Source organism: Erwinia sp. INIA01, assembly GCF_025947915.1.
GTDB classification, from domain to species: domain Bacteria; phylum Pseudomonadota; class Gammaproteobacteria; order Enterobacterales; family Enterobacteriaceae; genus Erwinia; species Erwinia coffeiphila.
Genome location: NZ_JAPDNC010000014.1, coordinates 44,483 through 65,463 on the forward strand (window position 1 = coordinate 44,483; position 20,981 = coordinate 65,463).

Annotated in this window: 23 protein-coding genes; 10 read left to right on the forward strand and 13 right to left on the reverse strand. The window is 53.3% G+C overall.

Annotated features, from left to right (window positions below):
- Positions 1–29: 29 nt before the first annotated feature.
- The gene (locus OMR58_RS21575) at positions 30–461 is read left to right on the forward strand and encodes a DUF3574 domain-containing protein (protein WP_264546888.1); all 432 of its coding nucleotides are present in this window, start codon (positions 30–32) and stop codon (positions 459–461) included.
- A 50-nt stretch (positions 462–511) separates the two neighbouring features.
- On the opposite strand, the gene OMR58_RS21580 is transcribed toward OMR58_RS21575, so the two are convergent.
- Positions 512–1,696, reverse strand: a complete 1,185-nt coding sequence (locus tag OMR58_RS21580) for a NupC/NupG family nucleoside CNT transporter (protein ID WP_205067593.1) — start codon at positions 1,694–1,696, stop codon at positions 512–514.
- A gap of 213 nt (positions 1,697–1,909) precedes the next feature.
- Here OMR58_RS21580 and rph point away from each other — a divergent pair, with 213 nt between their 5' ends.
- Complete coding sequence (gene rph / locus OMR58_RS21585) at positions 1,910–2,626, forward strand: ribonuclease PH (protein WP_105594430.1); 717 nt, start codon at positions 1,910–1,912, stop codon at positions 2,624–2,626.
- A gap of 58 nt (positions 2,627–2,684) precedes the next feature.
- Positions 2,685–3,326 (forward strand): orotate phosphoribosyltransferase, encoded by a 642-nt coding sequence (gene pyrE / locus OMR58_RS21590; protein WP_105594431.1) that lies wholly within the window; start codon positions 2,685–2,687, stop codon positions 3,324–3,326.
- Positions 3,327–3,389: 63 nt separating this feature from the next.
- Here the strand turns inward: pyrE and slmA are convergent, their stop codons facing one another.
- The 3 genes from slmA to coaBC all read right to left on the reverse strand — a co-directional run bounded on the left by slmA (position 3,390) and on the right by coaBC (position 5,752).
- On the reverse strand, positions 3,390–3,986 hold the full coding sequence (gene slmA, locus OMR58_RS21595; protein WP_105594432.1) for a nucleoid occlusion factor SlmA: 597 nt from the start codon (positions 3,984–3,986) through the stop codon (positions 3,390–3,392).
- Positions 3,987–4,101: 115 nt separating this feature from the next.
- Positions 4,102–4,560: a dUTP diphosphatase gene (gene dut / locus OMR58_RS21600; protein ID WP_172606646.1), complete on the reverse strand. Its 459-nt coding sequence runs from the start codon at positions 4,558–4,560 to the stop codon at positions 4,102–4,104.
- Positions 4,538–5,752, reverse strand: coding sequence for a bifunctional phosphopantothenoylcysteine decarboxylase/phosphopantothenate--cysteine ligase CoaBC (coaBC, locus tag OMR58_RS21605; RefSeq protein ID WP_105594433.1), 1,215 nt, complete (start codon positions 5,750–5,752; stop codon positions 4,538–4,540). Before coaBC ends, dut begins: the two co-directional genes overlap by 23 nt.
- Positions 5,753–5,946: 194 nt before the next feature.
- Here coaBC and radC point away from each other — a divergent pair, with 194 nt between their 5' ends.
- The 4 genes from radC to mutM all read left to right on the forward strand — a co-directional run bounded on the left by radC (position 5,947) and on the right by mutM (position 8,248).
- Positions 5,947–6,618 carry a RadC family protein gene (gene radC / locus OMR58_RS21610; RefSeq protein ID WP_264546889.1) on the forward strand — a complete coding sequence of 224 codons (672 nt, stop codon included), beginning with the start codon at positions 5,947–5,949 and terminating at the stop codon, positions 6,616–6,618.
- Positions 6,619–6,914: 296 nt separating this feature from the next.
- Complete coding sequence (gene rpmB / locus OMR58_RS21615) at positions 6,915–7,151, forward strand: 50S ribosomal protein L28 (RefSeq protein WP_105594435.1); 237 nt, start codon at positions 6,915–6,917, stop codon at positions 7,149–7,151.
- 16 nt (positions 7,152–7,167) lie between these two features.
- Positions 7,168–7,335 carry a 50S ribosomal protein L33 gene (rpmG, locus tag OMR58_RS21620; RefSeq protein WP_001051798.1) on the forward strand — a complete coding sequence of 56 codons (168 nt, stop codon included), beginning with the start codon at positions 7,168–7,170 and terminating at the stop codon, positions 7,333–7,335.
- A gap of 103 nt (positions 7,336–7,438) precedes the next feature.
- Complete coding sequence (gene mutM / locus OMR58_RS21625) at positions 7,439–8,248, forward strand: bifunctional DNA-formamidopyrimidine glycosylase/DNA-(apurinic or apyrimidinic site) lyase (RefSeq protein WP_105594436.1); 810 nt, start codon at positions 7,439–7,441, stop codon at positions 8,246–8,248.
- A gap of 2 nt (positions 8,249–8,250) precedes the next feature.
- Here mutM and coaD read toward each other — a convergent pair whose 3' ends face one another.
- The 4 genes from coaD to OMR58_RS21645 all read right to left on the reverse strand — a co-directional run bounded on the left by coaD (position 8,251) and on the right by OMR58_RS21645 (position 11,932).
- On the reverse strand, positions 8,251–8,727 hold the full coding sequence (gene coaD, locus OMR58_RS21630) for a pantetheine-phosphate adenylyltransferase (RefSeq protein ID WP_105594437.1): 477 nt from the start codon (positions 8,725–8,727) through the stop codon (positions 8,251–8,253).
- The gene (locus OMR58_RS21635; RefSeq protein ID WP_264546890.1) at positions 8,724–9,500 is read right to left on the reverse strand and encodes a glycosyltransferase family 2 protein; all 777 of its coding nucleotides are present in this window, start codon (positions 9,498–9,500) and stop codon (positions 8,724–8,726) included. Before OMR58_RS21635 ends, coaD begins: the two co-directional genes overlap by 4 nt.
- Entirely contained in the window at positions 9,501–10,775 is a 1,275-nt protein-coding gene (waaA, locus tag OMR58_RS21640) for a lipid IV(A) 3-deoxy-D-manno-octulosonic acid transferase (protein WP_105594439.1), read from the reverse strand. It abuts the gene before it with no gap.
- A 158-nt stretch (positions 10,776–10,933) separates the two neighbouring features.
- Positions 10,934–11,932 (reverse strand): glycosyltransferase, encoded by a 999-nt coding sequence (locus tag OMR58_RS21645; protein WP_200562119.1) that lies wholly within the window; start codon positions 11,930–11,932, stop codon positions 10,934–10,936.
- A gap of 291 nt (positions 11,933–12,223) precedes the next feature.
- Here OMR58_RS21645 and OMR58_RS21650 point away from each other — a divergent pair, with 291 nt between their 5' ends.
- Positions 12,224–13,240: a glycosyltransferase family 9 protein gene (locus OMR58_RS21650; RefSeq protein ID WP_264546891.1), complete on the forward strand. Its 1,017-nt coding sequence runs from the start codon at positions 12,224–12,226 to the stop codon at positions 13,238–13,240.
- Here the strand turns inward: OMR58_RS21650 and OMR58_RS21655 are convergent.
- From OMR58_RS21655 to rfaQ, 3 genes are read right to left on the reverse strand one after another with little or no spacing between them, the layout of a single operon-like run.
- Positions 13,229–14,338 carry a glycosyltransferase gene (locus OMR58_RS21655; protein WP_264546892.1) on the reverse strand — a complete coding sequence of 370 codons (1,110 nt, stop codon included), beginning with the start codon at positions 14,336–14,338 and terminating at the stop codon, positions 13,229–13,231. The two genes, OMR58_RS21650 and OMR58_RS21655, sit on opposite strands and share 12 nt — an antisense overlap.
- Before the next feature lie 3 nt (positions 14,339–14,341).
- Positions 14,342–15,469, reverse strand: coding sequence for a glycosyltransferase family 4 protein (locus tag OMR58_RS21660; RefSeq protein WP_200562113.1), 1,128 nt, complete (start codon positions 15,467–15,469; stop codon positions 14,342–14,344).
- Entirely contained in the window at positions 15,466–16,536 is a 1,071-nt protein-coding gene (rfaQ, locus tag OMR58_RS21665; protein ID WP_200562111.1) for a putative lipopolysaccharide heptosyltransferase III, read from the reverse strand. Before rfaQ ends, OMR58_RS21660 begins: the two co-directional genes overlap by 4 nt.
- A gap of 161 nt (positions 16,537–16,697) precedes the next feature.
- Here rfaQ and OMR58_RS21670 point away from each other — a divergent pair, with 161 nt between their 5' ends.
- The gene (locus OMR58_RS21670) at positions 16,698–17,654 is read left to right on the forward strand and encodes a polysaccharide deacetylase family protein (protein WP_264546893.1); all 957 of its coding nucleotides are present in this window, start codon (positions 16,698–16,700) and stop codon (positions 17,652–17,654) included.
- A gap of 1 nt (position 17,655) precedes the next feature.
- A complete protein-coding gene (locus OMR58_RS21675) occupies positions 17,656–18,753 on the forward strand; it encodes a glycosyltransferase family 9 protein (protein WP_264546894.1) in 1,098 nt (365 codons plus the stop codon).
- A 4-nt stretch (positions 18,754–18,757) separates the two neighbouring features.
- Here OMR58_RS21675 and OMR58_RS21680 read toward each other — a convergent pair whose 3' ends face one another.
- Together OMR58_RS21680 and OMR58_RS21685 are read right to left on the reverse strand one after the other, a co-directional pair.
- Positions 18,758–19,741, reverse strand: coding sequence for a glycosyltransferase (locus OMR58_RS21680; protein ID WP_264546895.1), 984 nt, complete (start codon positions 19,739–19,741; stop codon positions 18,758–18,760).
- Positions 19,734–20,969, reverse strand: a complete 1,236-nt coding sequence (locus OMR58_RS21685; RefSeq protein WP_370569917.1) for an O-antigen ligase family protein — start codon at positions 20,967–20,969, stop codon at positions 19,734–19,736. Before OMR58_RS21685 ends, OMR58_RS21680 begins: the two co-directional genes overlap by 8 nt.
- Between the last annotated feature and the right edge of the window lie 12 nt (positions 20,970–20,981).

Here is a 20,981-nt window from a genome sequence, read left to right on the forward strand (position 1 = left end):
ATCGCCATCGTTATTTACCAGGAGAGTTCATGTCTGCTCGTTTATTTTATTCTTCTTTTTTACTCTTAGCGCTCACGGGATGCAGTGTGCCAGGCAAGGTGACGAGCACAGCGGCACCGACACCGACATGTGCGACCGGTGAGGCGATGCAGCAGACAGCGCTCTATTTTGGCCTGAACAGGCCGCGCGGGCAGGCGATTACTGAGGCTGAATGGCAGACGTTTGTTGATAAGGATGTTACACCGCGCTTTAAAGATGGCCTGACGGTATTTAACGCGAAAGGACAGTGGCTGGGCAACGACGGAAAGCTCGCGCGTGAAGACAGCAAAGCGCTGATGCTGATTCATGCAACGGATCGGAGCAGTGAGCAGGGGATTGAAGCGTTGAGGGCGATTTACAAGCAGCGTTTTGCTCAGGATTCGGTTATGCGGGTTGATACACCCGCCTGTGTGGCTTTCTGACCGGGGTTAACTTATCCAGCAGCCCGGTACCGCAGTACCGGGCTAAATATTTACAACACCAGCCCGGCGAAGGCGGCGGAAAGTAAACTGACCAGCGTGGAGCCATAGATCAGCTTCAGGCCGAAGCGTGATACCACATTCCCCTGCTGCTCGTTAAGTCCCTTGATGGCACCTGCCACAATCCCGATTGAGGCAAAGTTAGCAAACGAAACCAGGAAGACGGACAGTATCCCCAACCCGCGCGGTGACAGTTCCGCTGCGATTTTTTTCAGTTCAATCATCGCGACAAACTCGTTGGTCACCAGCTTAGTAGCCATAATACTGGCGGCTTTCAGGGCATCGGCCGGTGGAATACCGATCAGCCACGCAAACGGCCAGAAAATATAGCCAAGGATCTGCTGGAAGCTGATACCGAATACCGCAGCGAACAGTGCATTAACCGCTGTGATTAGGGCAATAAATCCAATCAGCATGGCCAGGATAATCATCGCGACTTTAAAACCTGCGAGGATGTACTCGCCAAGCATCTCAAAGAAGCTCTGGTCTTCGTGCAGTTTTTCCAGCCGAATCTCGGGTTCATCACCCACCGGCGTCGGGTTAATAATCGACAGGATGATAAAGGTGCTAAACATGTTAAGCACCAGTGCGGCTACTACATAGCGCGGTTCAATCATCGACATGTAGGCACCGACAATCGACAGTGAAACGGTAGACATCGCGGCTGCGGCCATTGAGTAGAGGCGCCGCTCCGAAATCTCTGCCAGGATACCCTTATAGGCGATAAAGTTCTCTGACTGACCAAGGATTAAGGTACTGACGGCGTTGAATGACTCCAGCTTACCCATACCGTTGATTTTAGACAGCACGGTACCAACAAACCGGATCAGCAGCGGCAGAATCTTCAGGTGCTGTAAAATACCGATTAGCGCAGAGATAAAGACGATTGGGCACAGTACGCCCAGGAAGATAAAAGCCAGCCCCTGGGAGCTCATGTTGCCAAACACAAAGTCGGTACCCTGTGCGGCATATTTCAACAGCACCTCGAAGAAGCCGGACACGGCACTCACGACGCTTAGTCCACCGGATGCGTGCAGGAAGAACCAGGCCAAAGCGCCTTCAATAACGACCAGCTGTAACAGTACGCGTGGACGAATTTTCTTTCGGTCGGAACTGAATAGCAGCGCCAGGCAGAAGATAATGGCCAGGGCCAGAATAAAATGTAAAACAGCAGTCATACGGACGGTCCCGCGTGAAGAGTCAATAAAGAGGGGCATTTAGCCATATCTCGATTATTTTTACATCCAGTTCCCGATTATCTTGCTGTTTTAAACGTTGATTATCTGCCAGTTGCATAACAGCGCGCGGATGAAGCTGCCTTCGATAGGCATTCACCAGTGAAATCCGTATAATGCGCAGCCAATTATAATTAGCTAGCCGGAGAACACACTATGCGTCCATCAGGCCGTAGCGCACATCAGGTGCGCCCCGTAACCCTGACCCGTCATTACACCAAACATGCAGAAGGCTCTGTGCTGGTTGAATTCGGTGATACTAAAGTACTGTGTACTGCAACGATTGAAGAGGGCGTTCCTCGTTTCCTGAAAGGTCAGGGGCAGGGATGGGTGACGGCTGAATATGGCATGCTGCCTCGCGCCACCCACAGCCGTAACGCCCGCGAAGCGGCGAAAGGTAAACAGGGCGGTCGCACGCTGGAGATCCAGCGTCTGATTGCTCGCTCCCTGCGCGCCGCGCTGGATCTGAAAGCACTGGGCGAATTTACCATCACCCTGGACTGCGACGTATTACAGGCCGACGGCGGTACGCGCACCGCATCCATCACCGGTGCCTGCGTGGCATTGGCCGATGCACTGAATCACCTTGTTGCGATCGGCAAGCTGAAGGCCAATCCAATGAAAGGCATGGTTGCTGCCATTTCCGTTGGCATCGTAAACGGCGAAGCGCTGTGCGATCTGGAATATGTTGAAGATTCCGCTGCCGAAACGGATATGAACGTGGTGATGACCGAAGACGGTCGTATGATTGAAGTGCAGGGGACAGCAGAGGGCGAACCCTTCAGCCACGATGAGTTGCTCAAACTGCTTGAGCTGGCCCGGGGCGGCATTGACACACTGGTACAAGCGCAGAAAGCAGCGCTGAGTATCTGATTTTTCCAGGCGACCCAAGAGTCGCCTTTTTTTTGCCTGAATATTGAGGAATGACAACATGAAAGCCTGGCAGCGCCAATTTATCGAATTCGCCATCAACAAGCAGGTGCTGAAGTTTGGTGAGTTCACGCTGAAGTCAGGGCGTAAAAGCCCGTACTTCTTTAACGCAGGTCTGTTCAACACCGGTCGCGATCTGGCCCTGTTGGGCCGTTTCTATGCGCAGGCTCTGGTAGATTCAGGCATTGATTTCGATCTGCTGTTCGGCCCGGCCTACAAAGGTATCCCGATTGCTACCACCACTGCCGTTGCACTGGCCGATCATCACGATCGCGATGTGCCGTACTGCTTTAACCGAAAAGAGGCCAAAACTCACGGTGAAGGCGGCACGCTGGTTGGCAGCCCGCTGCAGGGTAAAGTGATGCTGGTGGATGATGTGATTACCGCTGGTACGGCGATCCGTGAGTCTATGGAGATCATTGCGGCGAACGAGGCGAGCCTGGCTGGTGTACTGATTTCCCTCGATCGTCAGGAACGCGGACGCGGCGCCATTTCGGCTATCCAGGAAGTGGAGCGGGATTACGGCTGTAAGGTGATTTCGATTATCACGCTGAAAGAGTTAATCAGCTATCTGGAAGAGAAACCTGAGCTTGCCGACCACCTGGCGGCAGTTCGCGCCTACCGTAGCGAATACGGTATCTGAACCATCAGTTGACCTGAAAAGTCGATATGGGCTGGCCTCATTGCTGGGCCAGTCCACGTCGGTTTACACCAGCTGCATTGCGAACAGCGGCCAGCGAACTTCAAATTCCGCTGTCGGACGATAGCGAAACTCTGAGCGAACAAAACGCGAAAGCAGCCCTTCGCAAAAAGCCAGCAGTTGGCTGGCCAATAGCGTTTCATCCGTAGCGAATCCTTCGCCTTCACGCATTTTCTTTTCGCGCATTACCTGGCGAATTTGTACTTCAATACGCTCAAACAACTGGTTGATACGCCCCTGCAGACGATCCTGTTCAAACATCAGCGCATGGCCGGTCAAAATTCGCGTTAAACCCGGATTACGCTCACCAAAGCCCAGAATCAACTGCGTGATAAGACGCAAACGCGGCAGCGTTTCTTTTTCGTCTTTCAAAATCAGATTGATGCGCGTAATCAGGCTGTCTTCGATAAATTCGATCAGGCTGTCAAACATCTTGGTCTTGCTGGGAAAATGACGGTAGAGCGCAGCTTCAGATACGCCAACGCTTGCCGCCAGTTTTGCGGTCGTTATCCGCTGGCTGCCATCACTGGATTCCAGCATCTGCGCCAGTGCCTGCAGGATTTCCTCGCGACGATTCCTTTTCGCACTCTTTTTTTCAACCATGTCTTAAAAGACCCCTGAAAAGATCACCATAAATGGGCACGAGCCCACGCAACGTCCGTGAGCCTGATGGCTCACGGCGAAAAAACGGGTTTCGTTTTACGGGAGTGGTGGTGAGTTACTGGCGACCAGAATGGCCAAAACCGCCTTCACCACGCACGCTGGTGTCAAAATCGTTGACCAGATTGAACTCAGCCTGCACCACAGGAACAAAGACCATCTGAGCAATACGCTCGCCGGGTTCGATAGTAAATGCGTCCTGGCCGCGGTTCCAGACGGAAACCATCAGCTGTCCCTGGTAGTCAGAATCAATCAGGCCAACCAGGTTGCCCAGCACCACGCCATGTTTATGCCCGAGGCCGGAACGCGGCAGAATAACTGCAGCCAGCGTAGGGTCGGCAATATGGATAGCTAACCCCGTTGGCACCAGCGTAGTCTGGCCCGGCTGCAGATCAACTGCGCCGTCCAGGCATGCGCGCAGATCAAGCCCGGCAGATCCAGAGGTCGCGTAGGTCGGCAGAGGGAATTCGTTGCCGACACGCGGATCTAAAATCTTAACGTCGATTTTTTTCATCATAATGGATGACTATCTCGTCTAGTAACTGTTGGCCAAGGAGAGACTTATCGCTGAGCGGTAAGATTTTATCTCCTTCCTGCCAAAAAAGGTGAAGAGCATTGGAATCGCTATTGAAACCCTGCCCGGCTTTGGCAACATTATTGGCGCAGATCAAGTCCAGATTCTTGCGCGCCCGTTTTTGTTGTGCGTATTCTTCCACATTCTGGGTTTCAGCAGCAAATCCTACCACGTAGGGGCGCCCCTCGGCTAAAGCCGCCACGCCGGCGACAATATCAGGGTTTTTCACCATTTTCAGGGTAATTTCATCACCCTGTTTTTTGATTTTTTCTTCGGCAACCGCCGCGGCGCGATAATCAGCCACCGCTGCACAGCCGATGAAAATATGCTGCTTCGCCACCTGTTCCATCACGGCGTGCTGCATCTCAAGTGCCGTCGTGACGTCGATGCGTTTGACCCATGGTGGGGTAGGTAATTCAACAGGACCCGCCACCAACGTAACGCTGGCTCCGCGTTTGGCTGCGGCTGCGGCGATGGCAAACCCCATTTTACCGGAGCTGTGATTGCTGATGAAGCGCACCGGGTCCAGTGCTTCGCGAGTCGGGCCCGCGGTGATCATAATATGAAGATGTTGCAGGTCATTGACAGGTGTGGCCCAGCTAACTGCCAGATCAACAATCGCTAATGGGTCAAGCATGCGTCCCGGTCCAACGTCACCGCAGGCCTGGCTGCCGCTGTCAGGGCCCCAGATCATCACACCACGCTGTGCCAGCTGCTGGATGTTATGCTGAGTGGGTAGCGCGCGATACATCTGCTGGTTCATGGCCGGCACAATCGCAACGGGAGCTGCCGTTGCCAGACAAATAGTGGTGACGAGATCGTTAGCCATTCCGGCAGTAACGCGTGCGATAAGATCGGCAGTCGCCGGTGCCAGAATCACCAGATCTGCCCATTTCCCCAGTTCGATATGGCCCATCGCCGCTTCGGCAGCCGGATCGAGCAAATCATCCGATACCGGGAAACCGGAAACGGCCTGTAAGCTAAGTGGGGTGATAAAAGCTTTCGCAGCATCCGTCATCACCACGCGGACTTCTGCTCCGCGATCGCGGAGCCTGCGGACCAGCTCTGGCGTTTTATAGGCGGCAATACCGCCGCTGACGCCCAGAACAATCCGCTTTCCCGATAATCCCATCATCTGCCTTTCGCCTTCTGTTGAGCCTGCCCGGTAACTTTGTACCGCAATGCTGGATATTTTATCACATTCGATCGGGCTGGTTATTTTTCACCTGGGTCCCTTTGCGATCTGCCTCGTAAAGCCAGCGGTTAGTGATAGAAAACTACTGTATATAATGACATGATTTTGCGTATTCAGGCAAGGAGACGCAGAAGATGGAAAATAAGTGGCAGGGGCTACCCCCGCGTGAAAAGTTGATCAAATTTGGAGCGGCAACATTGAGTGACTGTGAGCTGCTGGCTATTTTTTTGCGTACCGGCACGCGCGGAGTACATGTGATGGAATTGTCGCAGCGCTTAATCGATCATTTTGGGTCGCTGTATCGACTGATGAATGCCAGGAAGGAGGAATTTCAGGCGGTAGGGGGGATAGGTCTCGCTAAATATGCGCAGATTCATGCCGTCGCTCAGCTGGCGAGGCGCTGTTTTACCTGTCAGGAAGCGCTGAAGAGCCATGCCGTGACAAGCTCTGAGCAAATGCTGGATTTTTTACACAGTTCGCTTGCTCATCGGGAGCGCGAGATCTTTCAGGTGATCTTTTTTGATAACCAGCACCGGGTTATCCATACCTGCGAGATGTTCAGCGGTACCATCAACAGCGTGGAAGTCCATCCGCGGGAAATTGTCCGCGAAGCCTTAAAGCGCAATGCGGCGGCACTGATTTTGGCTCACAATCATCCCTCCGGGCTGGCAAAACCAAGCCGTGCCGATCGTGATATTACCCAGCAAATCGTCCGTGCCTGCTCGTTGCTTAACATTCGTGTGCTTGACCATATCGTGATTGGGCGAGGTGAATATGTTTCTTTTGCCGAACTGGGGTGGATGTGAAAAATCGCCTTTTACTGCCCTCAATCACGAATGTCGGGCCGTTCAGCGTACAAAAACAGGCTGTTTCACATGCAATTAAGACGGTTACAGGCGATCCAGAGGGATCTTTATCTGTTCGGGACTTGAGCACTCGCGCTACAGGGCGTATACTACGCCACCTTTGAGAATCTCGGGTTTGGCGTTTGGGCCTGCTCAGCGGGTTCACATAGAACTCGCCTGGATAGGCTATTAGTCTGACGAGGCGGCCAAAACCTTATTTTTAAAGCTCGAGCTGATTTGATTTTTGGAGAATAGACATGTCACGAGTCTGCCAAGTAACTGGCAAGCGTCCGGTGACGGGTAACAACCGTTCCCACGCAATGAACGCGACGAAACGCCGTTTCCTGCCGAACCTGCACTCTCACCGTTTTTGGGTTGAGGGCGAAAAGCGCTTCGTTACACTACGCGTATCTGCCAAAGGCATGCGTGTAATTGATAAAAAGGGTATTGAGACGGTTCTGGCCGATCTGCGTACCCGCGGTGAGAAGTACTAAGGTAAGGAACTGAAACATGGCTAAAGGTATTCGTGAGAAGATCAAGCTGGTTTCTTCTGCTGGTACAGGTCACTTCTATACCACCACGAAGAACAAACGTACTAAGCCGGAAAAACTGGAACTGAAGAAATTCGATCCGGTTGTCCGCCAGCACGTGATCTACAAAGAAGCTAAGATTAAGTAATTAATCTCAGTTGAAAAACCCGGCTCCGGCCGGGTTTTTTTGTTTCTGAGTTTTGTATTAGAGTACTGCGTCATTATGTTGATAAGCCAACGGGAGCGGGAAGATGCCAGAATTACCAGAAGTAGAAACCAGCCGACGCGGAATTGAGCCACATCTGGTCGGCGCAACGATTCTGCACGCCGTGGTGCGTAATTCCCGCCTGCGCTGGCCCGTCTCACACGAAATACATGCTCTCAGCGATCAGCCTGTGCTCAGCGTGCAACGGCGCGCCAAATACCTGCTGCTGGAGCTGCCTACCGGATGGATCATCATCCACCTGGGCATGTCCGGCAGTCTGCGAATGTTGCCACACGAACTGCCGCCGGCGAAGCATGACCATGTTGACCTGGTCATGAGTAACGGTAAGGTGCTGCGCTATACCGATCCGCGTCGCTTTGGTGCCTGGCTATGGTGTACCGATCTTGCAGCCAGTTCGGTTCTCTCCCATCTCGGCCCTGAACCGCTGGAAGACAGTTTTAACGGTGCATATCTGTTTGCGAAATCGCGCGGTAAACGTACGGCGATCAAACCGTGGCTGATGGATAACAAGCTGGTGGTGGGGGTGGGCAACATCTACGCCAGTGAATCTCTGTTCGTTGCCGGGATCCATCCCGATCGTCCTGCCATGGCGCTCAATGAGCCTGAAGCAGAGCTGCTGGTAGCCACCATCAAGGCCGTGCTGCTGCGTTCAATCGAACAGGGTGGTACTACGCTGCGGGATTTTCTGCAGAGCGATGGGAAGCCCGGCTACTTTGCTCAGGAGCTACAGGTGTATGGGCGGGCGGGAGAACCGTGCCGCGCGTGCGGCACGCCGATAGAAAGCAGTAAACACGCTCAGAGAAGCACCTTCTTCTGTCCGCGCTGCCAGAAATAGATTCAGAGCTTCGCCTGCAGGGCCAGATACACCGGTGCCGGCAGGAAGGCTTTTACCTCACCGCCGTGGCGTGCGACTTCCTTCATCAAGGATGATGAGATAAACGAGTACTCTTCCGAAGGCATCAGGAAGACACTTTCCAGCGTTGGCAGCAGATGGCGGTTCATATGCGCCAGCTGCAGCTCATATTCGAAGTCAGATACCGCCCGCAGTCCTCGTACCAGCACGTTGGCCTGCTGCGCTTTGGCGAAGTTTGCCATTAAATCGCTGAAGCCGATCACTTCCACATTACCCAGATGCGCCGTTACTTCTGTGGCCAGCGCCACGCGCTCTTCCAGCGTGAACATGGGTTTTTTACTGGGGCTGGCCGCTACCGCCAGAATGATATGGTCAAACATCAGTGCGGCGCGCGTCACGATATCCAGATGACCATTGGTCATTGGGTCGAAGGTGCCGGGGTAGATGGCTTTGGTGCTCATAGTCTGCCGTTCCTGGATGCGTGATTGAGAGCCCACAGGGCCGTATATTTATTGAACGTGTACTGTGCATTAACCACGGCCAGTAGCCATCCCTGCTTGCCGTCCAGAAAACCGGCGCGCAACACCAGTGTTTTCAGGAAGGCACCTGCGGTGTGGCCGAAAATTGCCGCAATACCGCAGCGTTTACCCTGCTGGTGGCGCTGTTTTGCCCAGGCTTCTGCATAGGCGAACTGTTTCCACTGAAAATCGGAAAAATCACGGCAGGTCAGATGCAGGAGGTCTCCTTGAAGAGGCCGGACTTTTGCCTGTTCGGTTTCCAGTGATTCATGAACCTGATTATCGTTGTAGCGATAGCTGCGCGGATAAAGCCGCGTGACACGATCGGGATACCAGCCGCTATGACGCATAAAGCGACCAAGGAACAGATTACGCCGGGCAATACTGTACACCGTCTCTGAGGCGGGTTGTTCAAGCACCAGCTCAATGCTGCGGCGCAGTTCTGGCGTCACGCGTTCGTCAGTATCGATCATCAAGATCATTGCATGGCTGGCATAGCTCTGCGCCAGCTGGCGCTGTTTGCCATAGCCGTGCCATTCCGTGGAGTGGAAGACGCGCGCCCCGTGACGTTCAGCGATTTCTGCTGTGCCGTCGAGGCTGCCGGAGTCGAGCAGAATAATTTCATCCGCCCAACTGACCGAAGTCAGACATTCCGGCAGGAGTTCCGCCGCATCTTTCGCAATCAGGACAACCGACAGCTGCTGGCGAGTGTTCATTTAGTGATTCCGCTGTGGCAGGTGAGGTTCCAGGAGATGGAGCAGACGCTGGAGTGCGCCCTGATTCTGATGCAGAACATCAACCGCATGACGACCGTAATAGAGACGATAGTCCTCGTCGGTCAGCAGCGTACCAATCTCTTTATCCAGTGAATCGGCATCGGTCACGGTGATCAGACCGTCAGCCTGCTGCAGGCGGGAGCAAATATCTTTAAAGTTAAAGGTATGTGGCCCCATCAGAACCGGAATGGCATGAGCCGCAGGCTCCAGCGGATTATGACCGCCGCGCTCAACCAGGCTGCCGCCCACAAACGCCAGATCGGCAATTCCGTACAGCAGCATCAGTTCTCCCATGGTATCGCCGATGACTACCTGCGTGCTGCCGGAGGGGATTTCTCCGCTGCTGCGCAACGTGTAGCTCATCCCTGCCTTCTGCGTCAGGTTACGCGCGGTGTCGAAGCGCTCCGGGTGGCGCGGTACCAGGATCAGCAACAGCGTGGGGAAACGGGCAAGCAGTTTGCGGTGCGCCTCCAGAATAATGCTCTCTTCGCCTTCATGGGTGCTGGTGGCTATCCATACCGGGCGGTGCGGTGCCCACTGGCGTCGCAGCGTCACGGCGCGAGCAGCCAGCTCTGGGGTCACGGAAATATCAAACTTCAGGCTGCCGGTCACCGCCAGATGCGAACGTTTCAGCCCAAGGCCGATAAAGCGTTCACCGTCTTCCTGGTTTTGCGCGGCGATTAGGGTAATTTTCTGCAGCAGCTGCTTCATAAACTTGGCGATCTTCTGATAGCCCTTTGCCGAACGTTCGGACAGACGGGCGTTGGCGATCACCAGTGGAATTTTACGCGCGTGCAGCAGCGAGATCATGTTCGGCCAGAGCTCGGTTTCCATAATGATAACCAGTCGGGGATTGACGGTATCAAGGAAGCGGTTCATTGCGCCGGGTAAATCATAGGGCAGATAGACATGATGAACGTCTTTACCAAACGCTGAGCTGGCGCGTTCGGAACCCGTTGGCGTCATAGTCGTTACGACGATCGGCAGATCGGGATAGCGATGGCGTAGCGCACGAACAAGCGGTATGGCGGCCAGGGTTTCACCGACAGAAACCGAATGCAGCAAGATCCCATCAGGTTTTACTTTACCTTTGCAGAAACCATAGCGTTCAGCCCATCGCAGACGATAGGCAGGCGCTTTCCGCCCGCGTAGCCAGAGACGGAGCCAGATGAAGGGCTGAATGAGATACAGTAAAACGGTATAAATGGTAATCATCACATTGTTTTTTCAGGTGAAAAGAGACTTATGCCCAGAGATTGCCAAAAAAAGGAATAATAGGGCATGTTATCAGATAAGTGATGCTGTCTCACAGTACTTCATTATCGGGCTACTGTACCTGATGATGGCGGCGGTAAATACCGCAGTGTGTCTTATTAACTCACTCGGTGGGAGTGATAGAGATAAAACAGGCGCATCTGCCATACCAGCAGTTTATACCACTGAGTAATACCGCGTGCGTTCCGCATCATACGCTGAGGTGTTCGGGTTCGCATAAGGTCGTGGATCATTGTGCGGCGGGCCTCGGCATCCGTTTCGCGGCGAATAGCATGACAGACGCTGAGCGCCTCGCGGGTAATTTGTGCATGAAAGGAACGATAGACGGGTATCCGATGCTGATAGCGGCGATTCATATCGTCCAGCAAAGCGCAGATGCGGAGATAATGGCGCTGGTATCGGACATTTTGCCGACCCTGGCGGCGGCGGTGGCTAATCGATTCGGTATGAATTCTGTAACGGTAGAGTGGGGCATCGCTATAGCGCACTCTTCGCGCGTTAAACATGAATTCGGTCGTCCACGGTATGTCCTGATGATGAAGGCCGGGGATAAAGCGCAGCCTGCATTCATGAATCAGCGAAAGACGATAAACCCCCAGCCAGACAACATGCAGATAGCGGCGGGTTTTCAGCGCCTGGTTGAGCCAGTCTGCACCGGACATGATGGACGTTGACTGTAATCGGTCAAAAGGAATCAGCGGGCTGCTGTGATCATTGTGAGCATTAATACGCAGAGCATTACACTGCGCGGCGTCAAGGTCATCCGCTAATACCATTTCCATCAGGGTCTGATACATCTGCGGTTCCAGAATATCGTCCGCATCGGGAAAGGTAACATACTGCCCACGGGCCTCCCGCAGACCGGCATTCCTGGCCCGGGATACGCCGCTGTTTGCCTGATGGATCACGCAAATATGTGCCACACGGCCGGCATATTCATCGGCCGATTCCCCGGAGCCGTCGGTTGAGCCATCATCAACAATGATTATTTCCAGCTGTTGGAAAGTTTGTGCCAGCAGCGATTCCATAAAGGGCTTAAAAAAACGACCGGCGTTGTACAGTGGAACGATCACCGTGAGCAGTGGGGGGAGTTGCATAGAAGAGTCCATTCTCTAAGTATTTTCTTATTACTATAATTTTCATGGTGTTAGTCGTTATTATGGCAAGGCAGGAATTCTTTTTTTGACGATACATGTGTAATTTAATATTACGTGTTGTCTGAGCTGTTAGCGGGCGAACGATCGGATACCGCAAGTGTGTTTCAACAGACGCACTTTTTTATGCTCTCGACGGATTGAGATGTTTTGGAAACTGGTTGAAGAGGGGCTGGGATCTACTCTTTGGCATCGGTGAAAAGATCGGGCGAGAACCGTCGCCTGAAAAGTACAATGAAAAACATTTTGATTATCCGCCGTGACAATATTGGCGATCTGGTGTGTACCACGCCGCTGATTGAAGGGGTCAAATCTGCCTGGCCCGATGCCAATGTCTATTTACTGATCAACACCGTCAGCCAGGACGTGGTCAAAAATAATCCGCACATTGAAAACACCTTTATTTACCGTAAAGCCAAGCACCGTAAGAAAAATGAGAGCAAGTTTGGCGTGTATCTCGATCGTCTGAAAATTTTCATGCGGCTGCGCCGCATCCGCTTTGATGCAGCGATCCTGGCGAACCCGAATCCCTGCGTATACAGCCTTCGGTTGGCGAAAATGGCGGGTGTAAAGCATATCATCGGTGCCGATACCGGCGAGCGGGCGATAAGCGTTTCTTTCCGAGCTGCAGATTTTATTGGTGAGCACCAGGTGGAGCGTACCTTTAGCTATCTCTCGGCTATCAGCGACAAAAAGCTGGCCATCCCCCCGGTGCGGATCTGGCTGAGCGAGCAGGAACGCCAGCAGGCCGCCCATCGTTTTGCCGGGCGAAGCTATAGCGACGGTCCGGTTCTGGCGGTGCATATCAGTAGCCGCAGCCCTAAACGCCGCTGGCCGCTGGAGCGCTACGTTGAGATCATCCAGCGCCACCTGGCGACCGGTAACGGTAGTGCGGTCATCTTCTGGTCCCCGCAGGGCACGCTGGCGCCTGATGATGTTGGCGATGAACATCGTGCTGAGCAGGTTCTGGCTGCCTGCGACAGTGAGCGGGTTTCTCTTTATCCCACTGCTTCGGTACGCGAGCTGGTGGCGGCTTTTGAACACTGCGAGCGCCTGCTGTGCAGCGACGGAGGCCAGATGCATCTGGCCTCGGCAATGAATAAAAAGCAGGTGGTACTGTTTGGTGACACGGACAGCAAGGTCTGGCATCCGTGGTCAGGCGAATACCGGATTATGCAGACGCCATCCGGTGAGTGCGCTGATGTCAGCGTCGATGAGGTCTGGCAACAGCTGCAAAGCTTAGCGGATTGATTTCTCCTGAAGCGCCAGATACTGCCGGCAAACGGGTTCTAAATCATATTCAGCGAGCTTTTGGCTATCGATGAACGGTGGCGACTGCCAGGTCGCCGCTATCTTCGCGGCCAGTGAATCGGCCGTTAACTCTGCCAGCGCATCCTTCATGCCCATACGTTCGAGAATTTCCGCCGGGCCACCCGGGCAGCGCGTGCTGACCACCGGGGTGCCGCACAGCAGGGCTTCCACCAGCACATTACCAAAACCTTCACTGTCTGAACTCAGTACCAGCATTCGGGCATGCTTAATCAGCGGGTAAGGATTAGCCTGGAAACCGGCAAAAACCACCCGGTCATCAATACCCAAACGAATGGCCAGATCCTTCGTCTTCGCGAGCTGGTCTTCGCTGCCGGTTCCTGCCAGCACCAGTTTGGCCGGAATACCCGATGCCGCAAAGGCTTCCAGCAGGCGGTCATGGCGCTTGTGCGGATGAAAACGCCCGACGTGAACGATATAAGGCACGCCCGCGACGGATAAAGGTTCTGCTGCCTGCTGCAGAATACTTTCAATATCAAAAGGATTATTGATAACCGCCAGCCGCGATGGCGAGATCGCCAGCTGTTGGGTCAAATCCTCTCCCACCGCGCGGGAGACCGCGACGATATTTTTGCCCTGATAAACACGGGCGATCTTACGCAGTTTCAGCCAGCGGCTGAACCCGCTGCGATGACCCAGGTAAGAGGTAGAGAGAATACCGTGAATGCAGTACCACAGCTTCTGCGGCGGAATGGCTTTACAGCGCGATACAATCCGGTCGGTTTTATGCAGATTGGAGAAGATTAAATCATAGCTGCCGCGATGCGATTCGCTGACTGCAATGGCATCATCCAGCGCGGCGGCGCGGCGCGACAGCTCGGTCAGCTTGCGCCAGGGAGCTTTGCTCGGGCGTTCTACGATCTGATAATCAATCCCGTCCGGGATAGCGTAATTGCACACGTTACGCAGCGAGAACAGGCTGACATCGTGGCCCATCTTCTGCATCCCTTCGCACAGCGTCAGTACCACTTTTTCTGCACCGCCGCCCGGCAGGCCGTCAATAATCATCAAAATACGCATTGGTTAGTCCAGAATCTGTTGATAAAGCGATACAAGCTGCTGTGACAGCCGCTGTGGCGTGGAAGCCATCACTTGTTCACGGGCCGCCAGCGCCATGCTGCTGTCGGTCGCACAAGCGGGAAGGGCCATCACCGCATCGCGCAGCGCAGTGATATCCAGCGCATCGCATACATAGCCATTGTGTCCCTGCTGAATGAACTCCGCGCCGCCGCAGGTGGTCGAGGTGATCACCGGCAGACCGCAGGCCATTGCCTCGAGGATAACGTTAGGGAACGGATCGTACAGCGTGGGCAGCAACAGCCCATCGGCGGCCTGATACCACGGCAGCGTATCCGATTGCATCCCAACGAAGCGGATACGATCGGCACAGCCCAGCGTAGTCGCCAGTGCTCTGTACTGTTTCTCTGCTTTATCTTTGCCGACGACCAGCAGGTAGCGATCGGTACTGGCTACTGCGCGTATTGCCGCCGCCAGCCCTTTACGCTCGAAGCCGGAGCCAACATAAATCAGCACGCTGGCATCCAGCGGCAGCGCGATTTTCTGTCGGATAGCCGCCCGTGTCGCCATTTCCGCCGGTACGAACTGGGCAGTGTTAATCGCGTTGTAGATGACGTGGATTTTGTCACCGGCAACGCCAAACCGCTGGATGATTTCCTGCTTTACCATCTCCGCATTGCAGATGACGGCTTTCAGCTCCGGAGCTTCATACATTGCTTTTTCGGCCGCCATCACGTAGCGGTGATAACGGTTCGCCAGCAGTAGTTTATGTCGCCAGCCCGGCATCAGCCGGCCGCGCAGCTCAAGCCAGCGCTGATGAACACCGTCGCCGGCGCGGTAGATATCGCATCCGGCAATGCGCTCGTGGCTCTGAACGATATCGAAGTTTTCACGCTGCCACAGCGCCCGGGCGGCGTCGGCAAACCCTCGCTCGCGGCTGATGCGGCCCCATTTTGTCGGATTACAGATATGCAGGTGCCAGTTGGGCTGGCGCTGACCCTGCCATTCACGGGTAATCACGTTGAGGTCCAGCGACTGCTGGTCCAGCGCTTCCAGCGCGCGGGCGATAAAACGCTCTGCGCCGCCATCGGGGCGGTATTTCTGCCGTACGATCGCCAGTCTGATGGGTTTCATGCTAAAAGCCTCCGTGCTGCTGCCAGGACATCGTCAACGGGAATGGCATCCAGATAGCGCTCGCTGGTGCGGGTATCAACGCTGTCCGGGTCCGGCAGGGGAGCGTAGTCTCCAGCCCAGATGATTTCGCCTTTAACCTGCCACGGGCGCCAGAAGACCAGCTTTGAGGGGCCAAACAGCGCGACGGTTGGCGTTTGAAGTGCCGCAGCCATGTGCATCGGAACCGAATCTACGCCGATAAACAGCTGCGCACCGTCAATCAGCGCGGCAAGCTGGGTCAGCGTCAGCTTCCCGGCCAGAGAGAGAACGCCTTTCCGCGAACTCAGTCGATCGATAATTCCTTCAACCATCGCTTTTTCTTTGCCGTCAGGACCGGAGGTCAGTACGACTTTTCGGCCATCATCCAGCAGCCCCTGAAGCGTGGCAGCAAATTTCTCCTCGCTCCAGCATTTGAAGAACCAGCGGGAGGTCGGTTGAACCACGATATAATCTTCCGGACCGGCAAGCTCGCGAACGATCTGACGATCTGCGTCGGAGTAGTGCATGGCGACGTTATCCCGCCGCTGTGGAAGCCTCAAAGGGGCCAGCAGCGACAGATTCTGCTCAACGGTATGCAGCGAATTATGGTCAGCAGTGGAAACTAACTGCGTATGGCACTGACGCCACAGCCTCCCCTGACGCTTCGGGAAATCAAACCCCAGACGCACACGTGCGCCGGTAAAGCGGGTAATAATCGCACTGCGCCACTGATCGGCCAGATTCAGCACCATATCGTAATGCTGCTTTCTCAGCGTGCTCATCAGCCGCCATTCCTGGCTAATCTGGAAGCGCACACCCTGTTTTTTCCAGCTGCGATCGATGGCATAAATCTGGTGGATATCAGGATGGCAGCTGAGCATGGTTCGGGTTTCCTCGAAAAGCAGCACATCTATCTGAGCATCAGGAAAGGCGGCTTTTAATGAGTGAATGACCGGCGTAGTCAGCAGCATATCGCCATGGTGGCGAAATTTGATCACCAGGATACGTGATACCGGGTGAGGGATGTGGGACAGATCCAGAGATTCCATGCTTTATCGCTGTTCAGTAAACCAGTCGTTGATTCTAAAGCAGTCACCAGGGCGTGGCTAGCCTCGCCTCCCGCTAACGCCGGGATGAGCGGAATTACCTTTGCGCTTTGCTGGCCCGCTACGTAACATAGCCGCAGGTAATTGTGCTGACAGGAAATAATATGGGTAAGCCCGCGTTTATCATCACCATCGATACCGAAGGCGATAATCTTTGGCAGAATCACAATCGGATCACTACCGAAAACACCCGGTTTTTGCCCCGTTTCCAGCAGCTTTGTGAGAAGTACGCTTTTAAACCGACATGGCTGACGAATTATGAAATGGCGGTCGATCCGGCCTACGTTGAATTTGCCCGCGACGTGATTGCCCGCGATACCGGGGAAATCGGCATGCACCTGCACGCGTGGAATAACCCCCCCATACAGGACCTCACCGGCGACGACTGGCGGCACAAACCCTATCTGATTGAATACCCTGAAGCGCTCATCCGCGAGAAAGTCGGCTACATCACCCGGCTGCTGGAAGACACTCTGCAGACTAAAATGCGCAGCCACCGCGCCGGACGCTGGGCGTTTAACGAATTTTATGCCCGTTTGCTGATTGAGCTGGGCTATCAGGTGGATTGCTCGGTCACGCCGCGAGTGAACTGGCAGTTTTCGCCGGGCGCACCTCAGGGCAACGGCGGCACCAATTACCAGCATTTCCCCGATCGTGCTTATTTTATCGATCCGCAGGATATTTCCCGGGCGGGTGATTCCCCGCTGCTGGAAGTGCCGATGAGTATTCAGTACAAGCATTCAGCGTTGATGAACGGCGTTAAGCAGGGCTGGGATCGGCTGCGCGGCAAGCGTCGCAGCCCGTCTGTCCACTGGCTGCGGCCGATGCACGGTAATCTTCAACAGATGATCGGCGTGGCGGAAAAGACGCTGGCCGCTGGCAGCGACTACGTGGAGTTTATGCTGCATTCGTCGGAGTTTATGCCCGGCGGCAGCCCGACGTTCAAAACCGCCGCGGATATCGACGCGTTGTATGACGATTTGGAGCAGCTGTTCAGCTGGTTGCAGTCGCGTACGACGGGGTTAACTTTATCAGAATATTACCAGAGTAAAGTGGGTTGAGATGTCGAAGAAATGGAAGATTAAGCTCGCGAACTTTTTCCTTGACCGCTATACCGCCAGATACGGCCGTCTGCAGGATAAATCCACTTTCGACAGTGGGATTCATTTCGACAATATCGTTATCTATTCGACAACGGCACTCGGCGATTTTATGTTCAATACGCCCGCTATTCGTGCCGTACGCGAGCGTTATCCCGATGCGCATATTACGCTGGTAGTGCATGAGAAGAACCGGGAGCTGGTGGAGGGCGGGCGAGACTTTAACCGCGTCGTTTACTGGAACAGTAAAATCAAAACGCTGGGCCCGCTGCTGAAATCCTTACGTGAGCATCAGCCCGATCTGGCTCTGATTATGCATTCGCATCTGCCCTATGATGTGATCAGCGCCGTGATGGCCGGGGCCAAATATATTATTCGCGATAACTACAGCTCCGGAATTAGCGGGCTGGAGAAATGGCTGACCAACTATGTGTTCCATTACTACGGACATTTTGTTCGTCGTAAGCTTGAGCTGGTTTCGATTCTGGGATGCCGCAGTGACGATCCCACGATGGAGATCCCCGCCCCTTTTGAGCGAGCGGAAAAAAATCCTGACCAGATAACCATTGGTTTTCAACTGGGCGCATCAACGGAGTCACGCTGTTGGCCCGTTTCTCATTACGTTAGTCTGGCTGAAATGCTGGTGGCTGCCTGGCCGAAAGTGAAAATTGTGCTAATTGGCGGCGGTACCGACAGGGAAAGAGCACAGCGCTTTCTGCAAAGCGTCAGCGCAACGACCGCAGAGCATGTTGATGACCGCATTGGGAAAACCGGGTTACAGCAAATGATTACGCTGCTGGATGGTTTCGATTTGCTGGTGACCGGTGATACGGGGCCACTGCACGTAGCGATCGCTCTGAAGGTAAAAACCATCAGCCTGTTTGTTACCGCCGACCCGCGCTCTACCGGCCCTATTCAGGATTTAGAGCTGCACCGCGTTATTCATCTTTCCCGCACTGGCTATACGATGCCGCTGGAAGCAGAAAGTCCGATGGGAGTGATCCAACCACAGCGGGTTTATGATGAGGTTGTGGAACACCTGCGGCTGAATGAGAAGTAATCTTTCACTTCGTCATTTTCCAGCGGAGTTGTGACAGCCAGGTATCGATGTAGGCGTATCGCATCTGCCGGACCTTTTTCTTCGGTACGGCAGTGCCATCACACAGCGCGGCGGCTTGCGTTAATACTTCCCGGACTTTCTCGGGGTAAAAGTAGTAGCCGTAAAGTTTCTTCGACATGGCTTTTACTTCGTTAAAGCAGTTGAGCACCATCAGGGCAGCGAGCTGTTTAATTGCCTTATCATGTTGATGCTGCGCTGCAAAACTCAGCATTTTCTGCATCGCAAACAGCATGTCTTCAATGTCTTTTTCTTTAACGTTGCGGGTGATGCCCTGGCTGTTATCGCGATAAAAATAGAGTGGGTGATCGATATGGCCAATTTTTTGCGTCTTGAAGTAGACGAATGGCGTAAAGATCACATCCTCATAGCGTCGGCCTGCTTCGAATGATTCACCAACGAGTAGAGAACGATGGAACACTCTGTTCCACAGATGCCACATGGACCGACTGAAAAGCGGCATCAGGCAGCTCATTCCCTGCGTAAAATCACTGGTGGAAAATGCTGATTCTGCGGGGCGGTTGTCTTCCTGCGTTGCATTGGCAAATATATGATATTTAAAATCTATTAACTCATACTTCCCGGATAACAGCAGTGGGCGAAGCGTGATCAGATAGTGACGACTGAGCAAATCATCCCCATCAAGGAAAGTCACATACTGTCCGCTGGCATGCCGAAGCCCAACATTGCGTGCGTGCGCGATGCCCCCGTTTTGCTGAGAAATAAAGACAACGTGCGGATGGGCGTAGCGATCCAGGACACTCTGTGCTGCAATGACTGAACCATCTGTTGAGCCGTCATTAACTAGTACGATCTCAATATCATCATCAACTTGTCGCAATAATGACTCCAGGCCGTCGCCCAAAAATTCTTCATTATTGTAGAACGGAATAATAACGCTGAGCAGACGACTATTTTCAATGTCACTCATCTGCCTGCTCCCGAGTTTTCTTTAGCGACAGCACACTGAAGATAATTGCCAGTGAAAAGGTGATGGTTGCCTCCGAGCTAAAGAACAGAACGTCGCTCAGGCCATAGAGGATCAGTGCAGCACTGACACCCAGCAGCATGGCATTTCGTTCAGGTCTGAAGGACTGAATCAACAGGGCCAGGTAGATGGCGAGCAGTATGGCAACGCCCCATATACCTTTTAGCGAGTAGGTTTCGAGCACTTCATTATGCATATGCACGTCGAGATAGCGTTTGGCATTATATAATTTTGGTTCTTCGGCAATAATTTTCAGCGCTTCTTTCGCTCGACTTTCAGCAGACTGCCCAAAAGGCGCATCATTGCCGGTTCTGATTGCGATAATTTGCATCCACACTCGGGAGAAAATAGAGTTATCCGCTTTTGCCGTATTTAGCATGACGAAATTTCTCTGTGCATCCTCAATACGTTTAGCAATTTTATCCTTAAAGATAAAACCACAGACGGTAAGCAGCAGCGGAAGAAGCAATATAATCACGATCTTATGCCGATGAGATATCACATTTTTTGTCGCAAGCACTGACAAACCAATTAGCACAGGGTAAAGCAGCATAGCGGCACGTGTGCCCGTGAACACGATAGCGGCATAGCTGAGCATGAAAGCCAATGCATAAAGTACCAGCCGATACCTGACTTTTAGCATCAGAAAAGATTGCATCATCAGTAAGCTAACGGCGGTAAGAATATAGGCTACTATCGTCGCGCGATCGAAGGCCAGTTCAATACGAATGTATCTCAACGCTATGCTCTGATAGAAAGCATAGAGGTTAATCACGACTCCAGCAGTGATGCAAAAATAGATAATTTTACGCTGCAAGACCAGGCGTTCATTGAGAGCAAGTAGTAGAACAAAAGCGGTGGCTATAAACAGTCTCGACATGTTCATATACGAACGATAGATATTGATATAGTCGCCGGGGGCTTTATAAACGACCAGCCAAAATATGGTGGAAAAGGATAATGTCAGAAATAATCCTGGCAGGATCAGATTTTTTTTATTAACGGTATAATATCTAAAATTGAATAAAACGCAGAAAAAGGCGAAGTAGCCGCTAAGATAAAACAAATCACGCCCGGCACTCGGAAGAAAAGGCAGTATTAAAAGACTAATGGCGCAGCACGAGTAGGAAAAATAACTCCACAGTGGCGACGGAGTTGGGTTATTAAAAATGCCTTTGGCTAA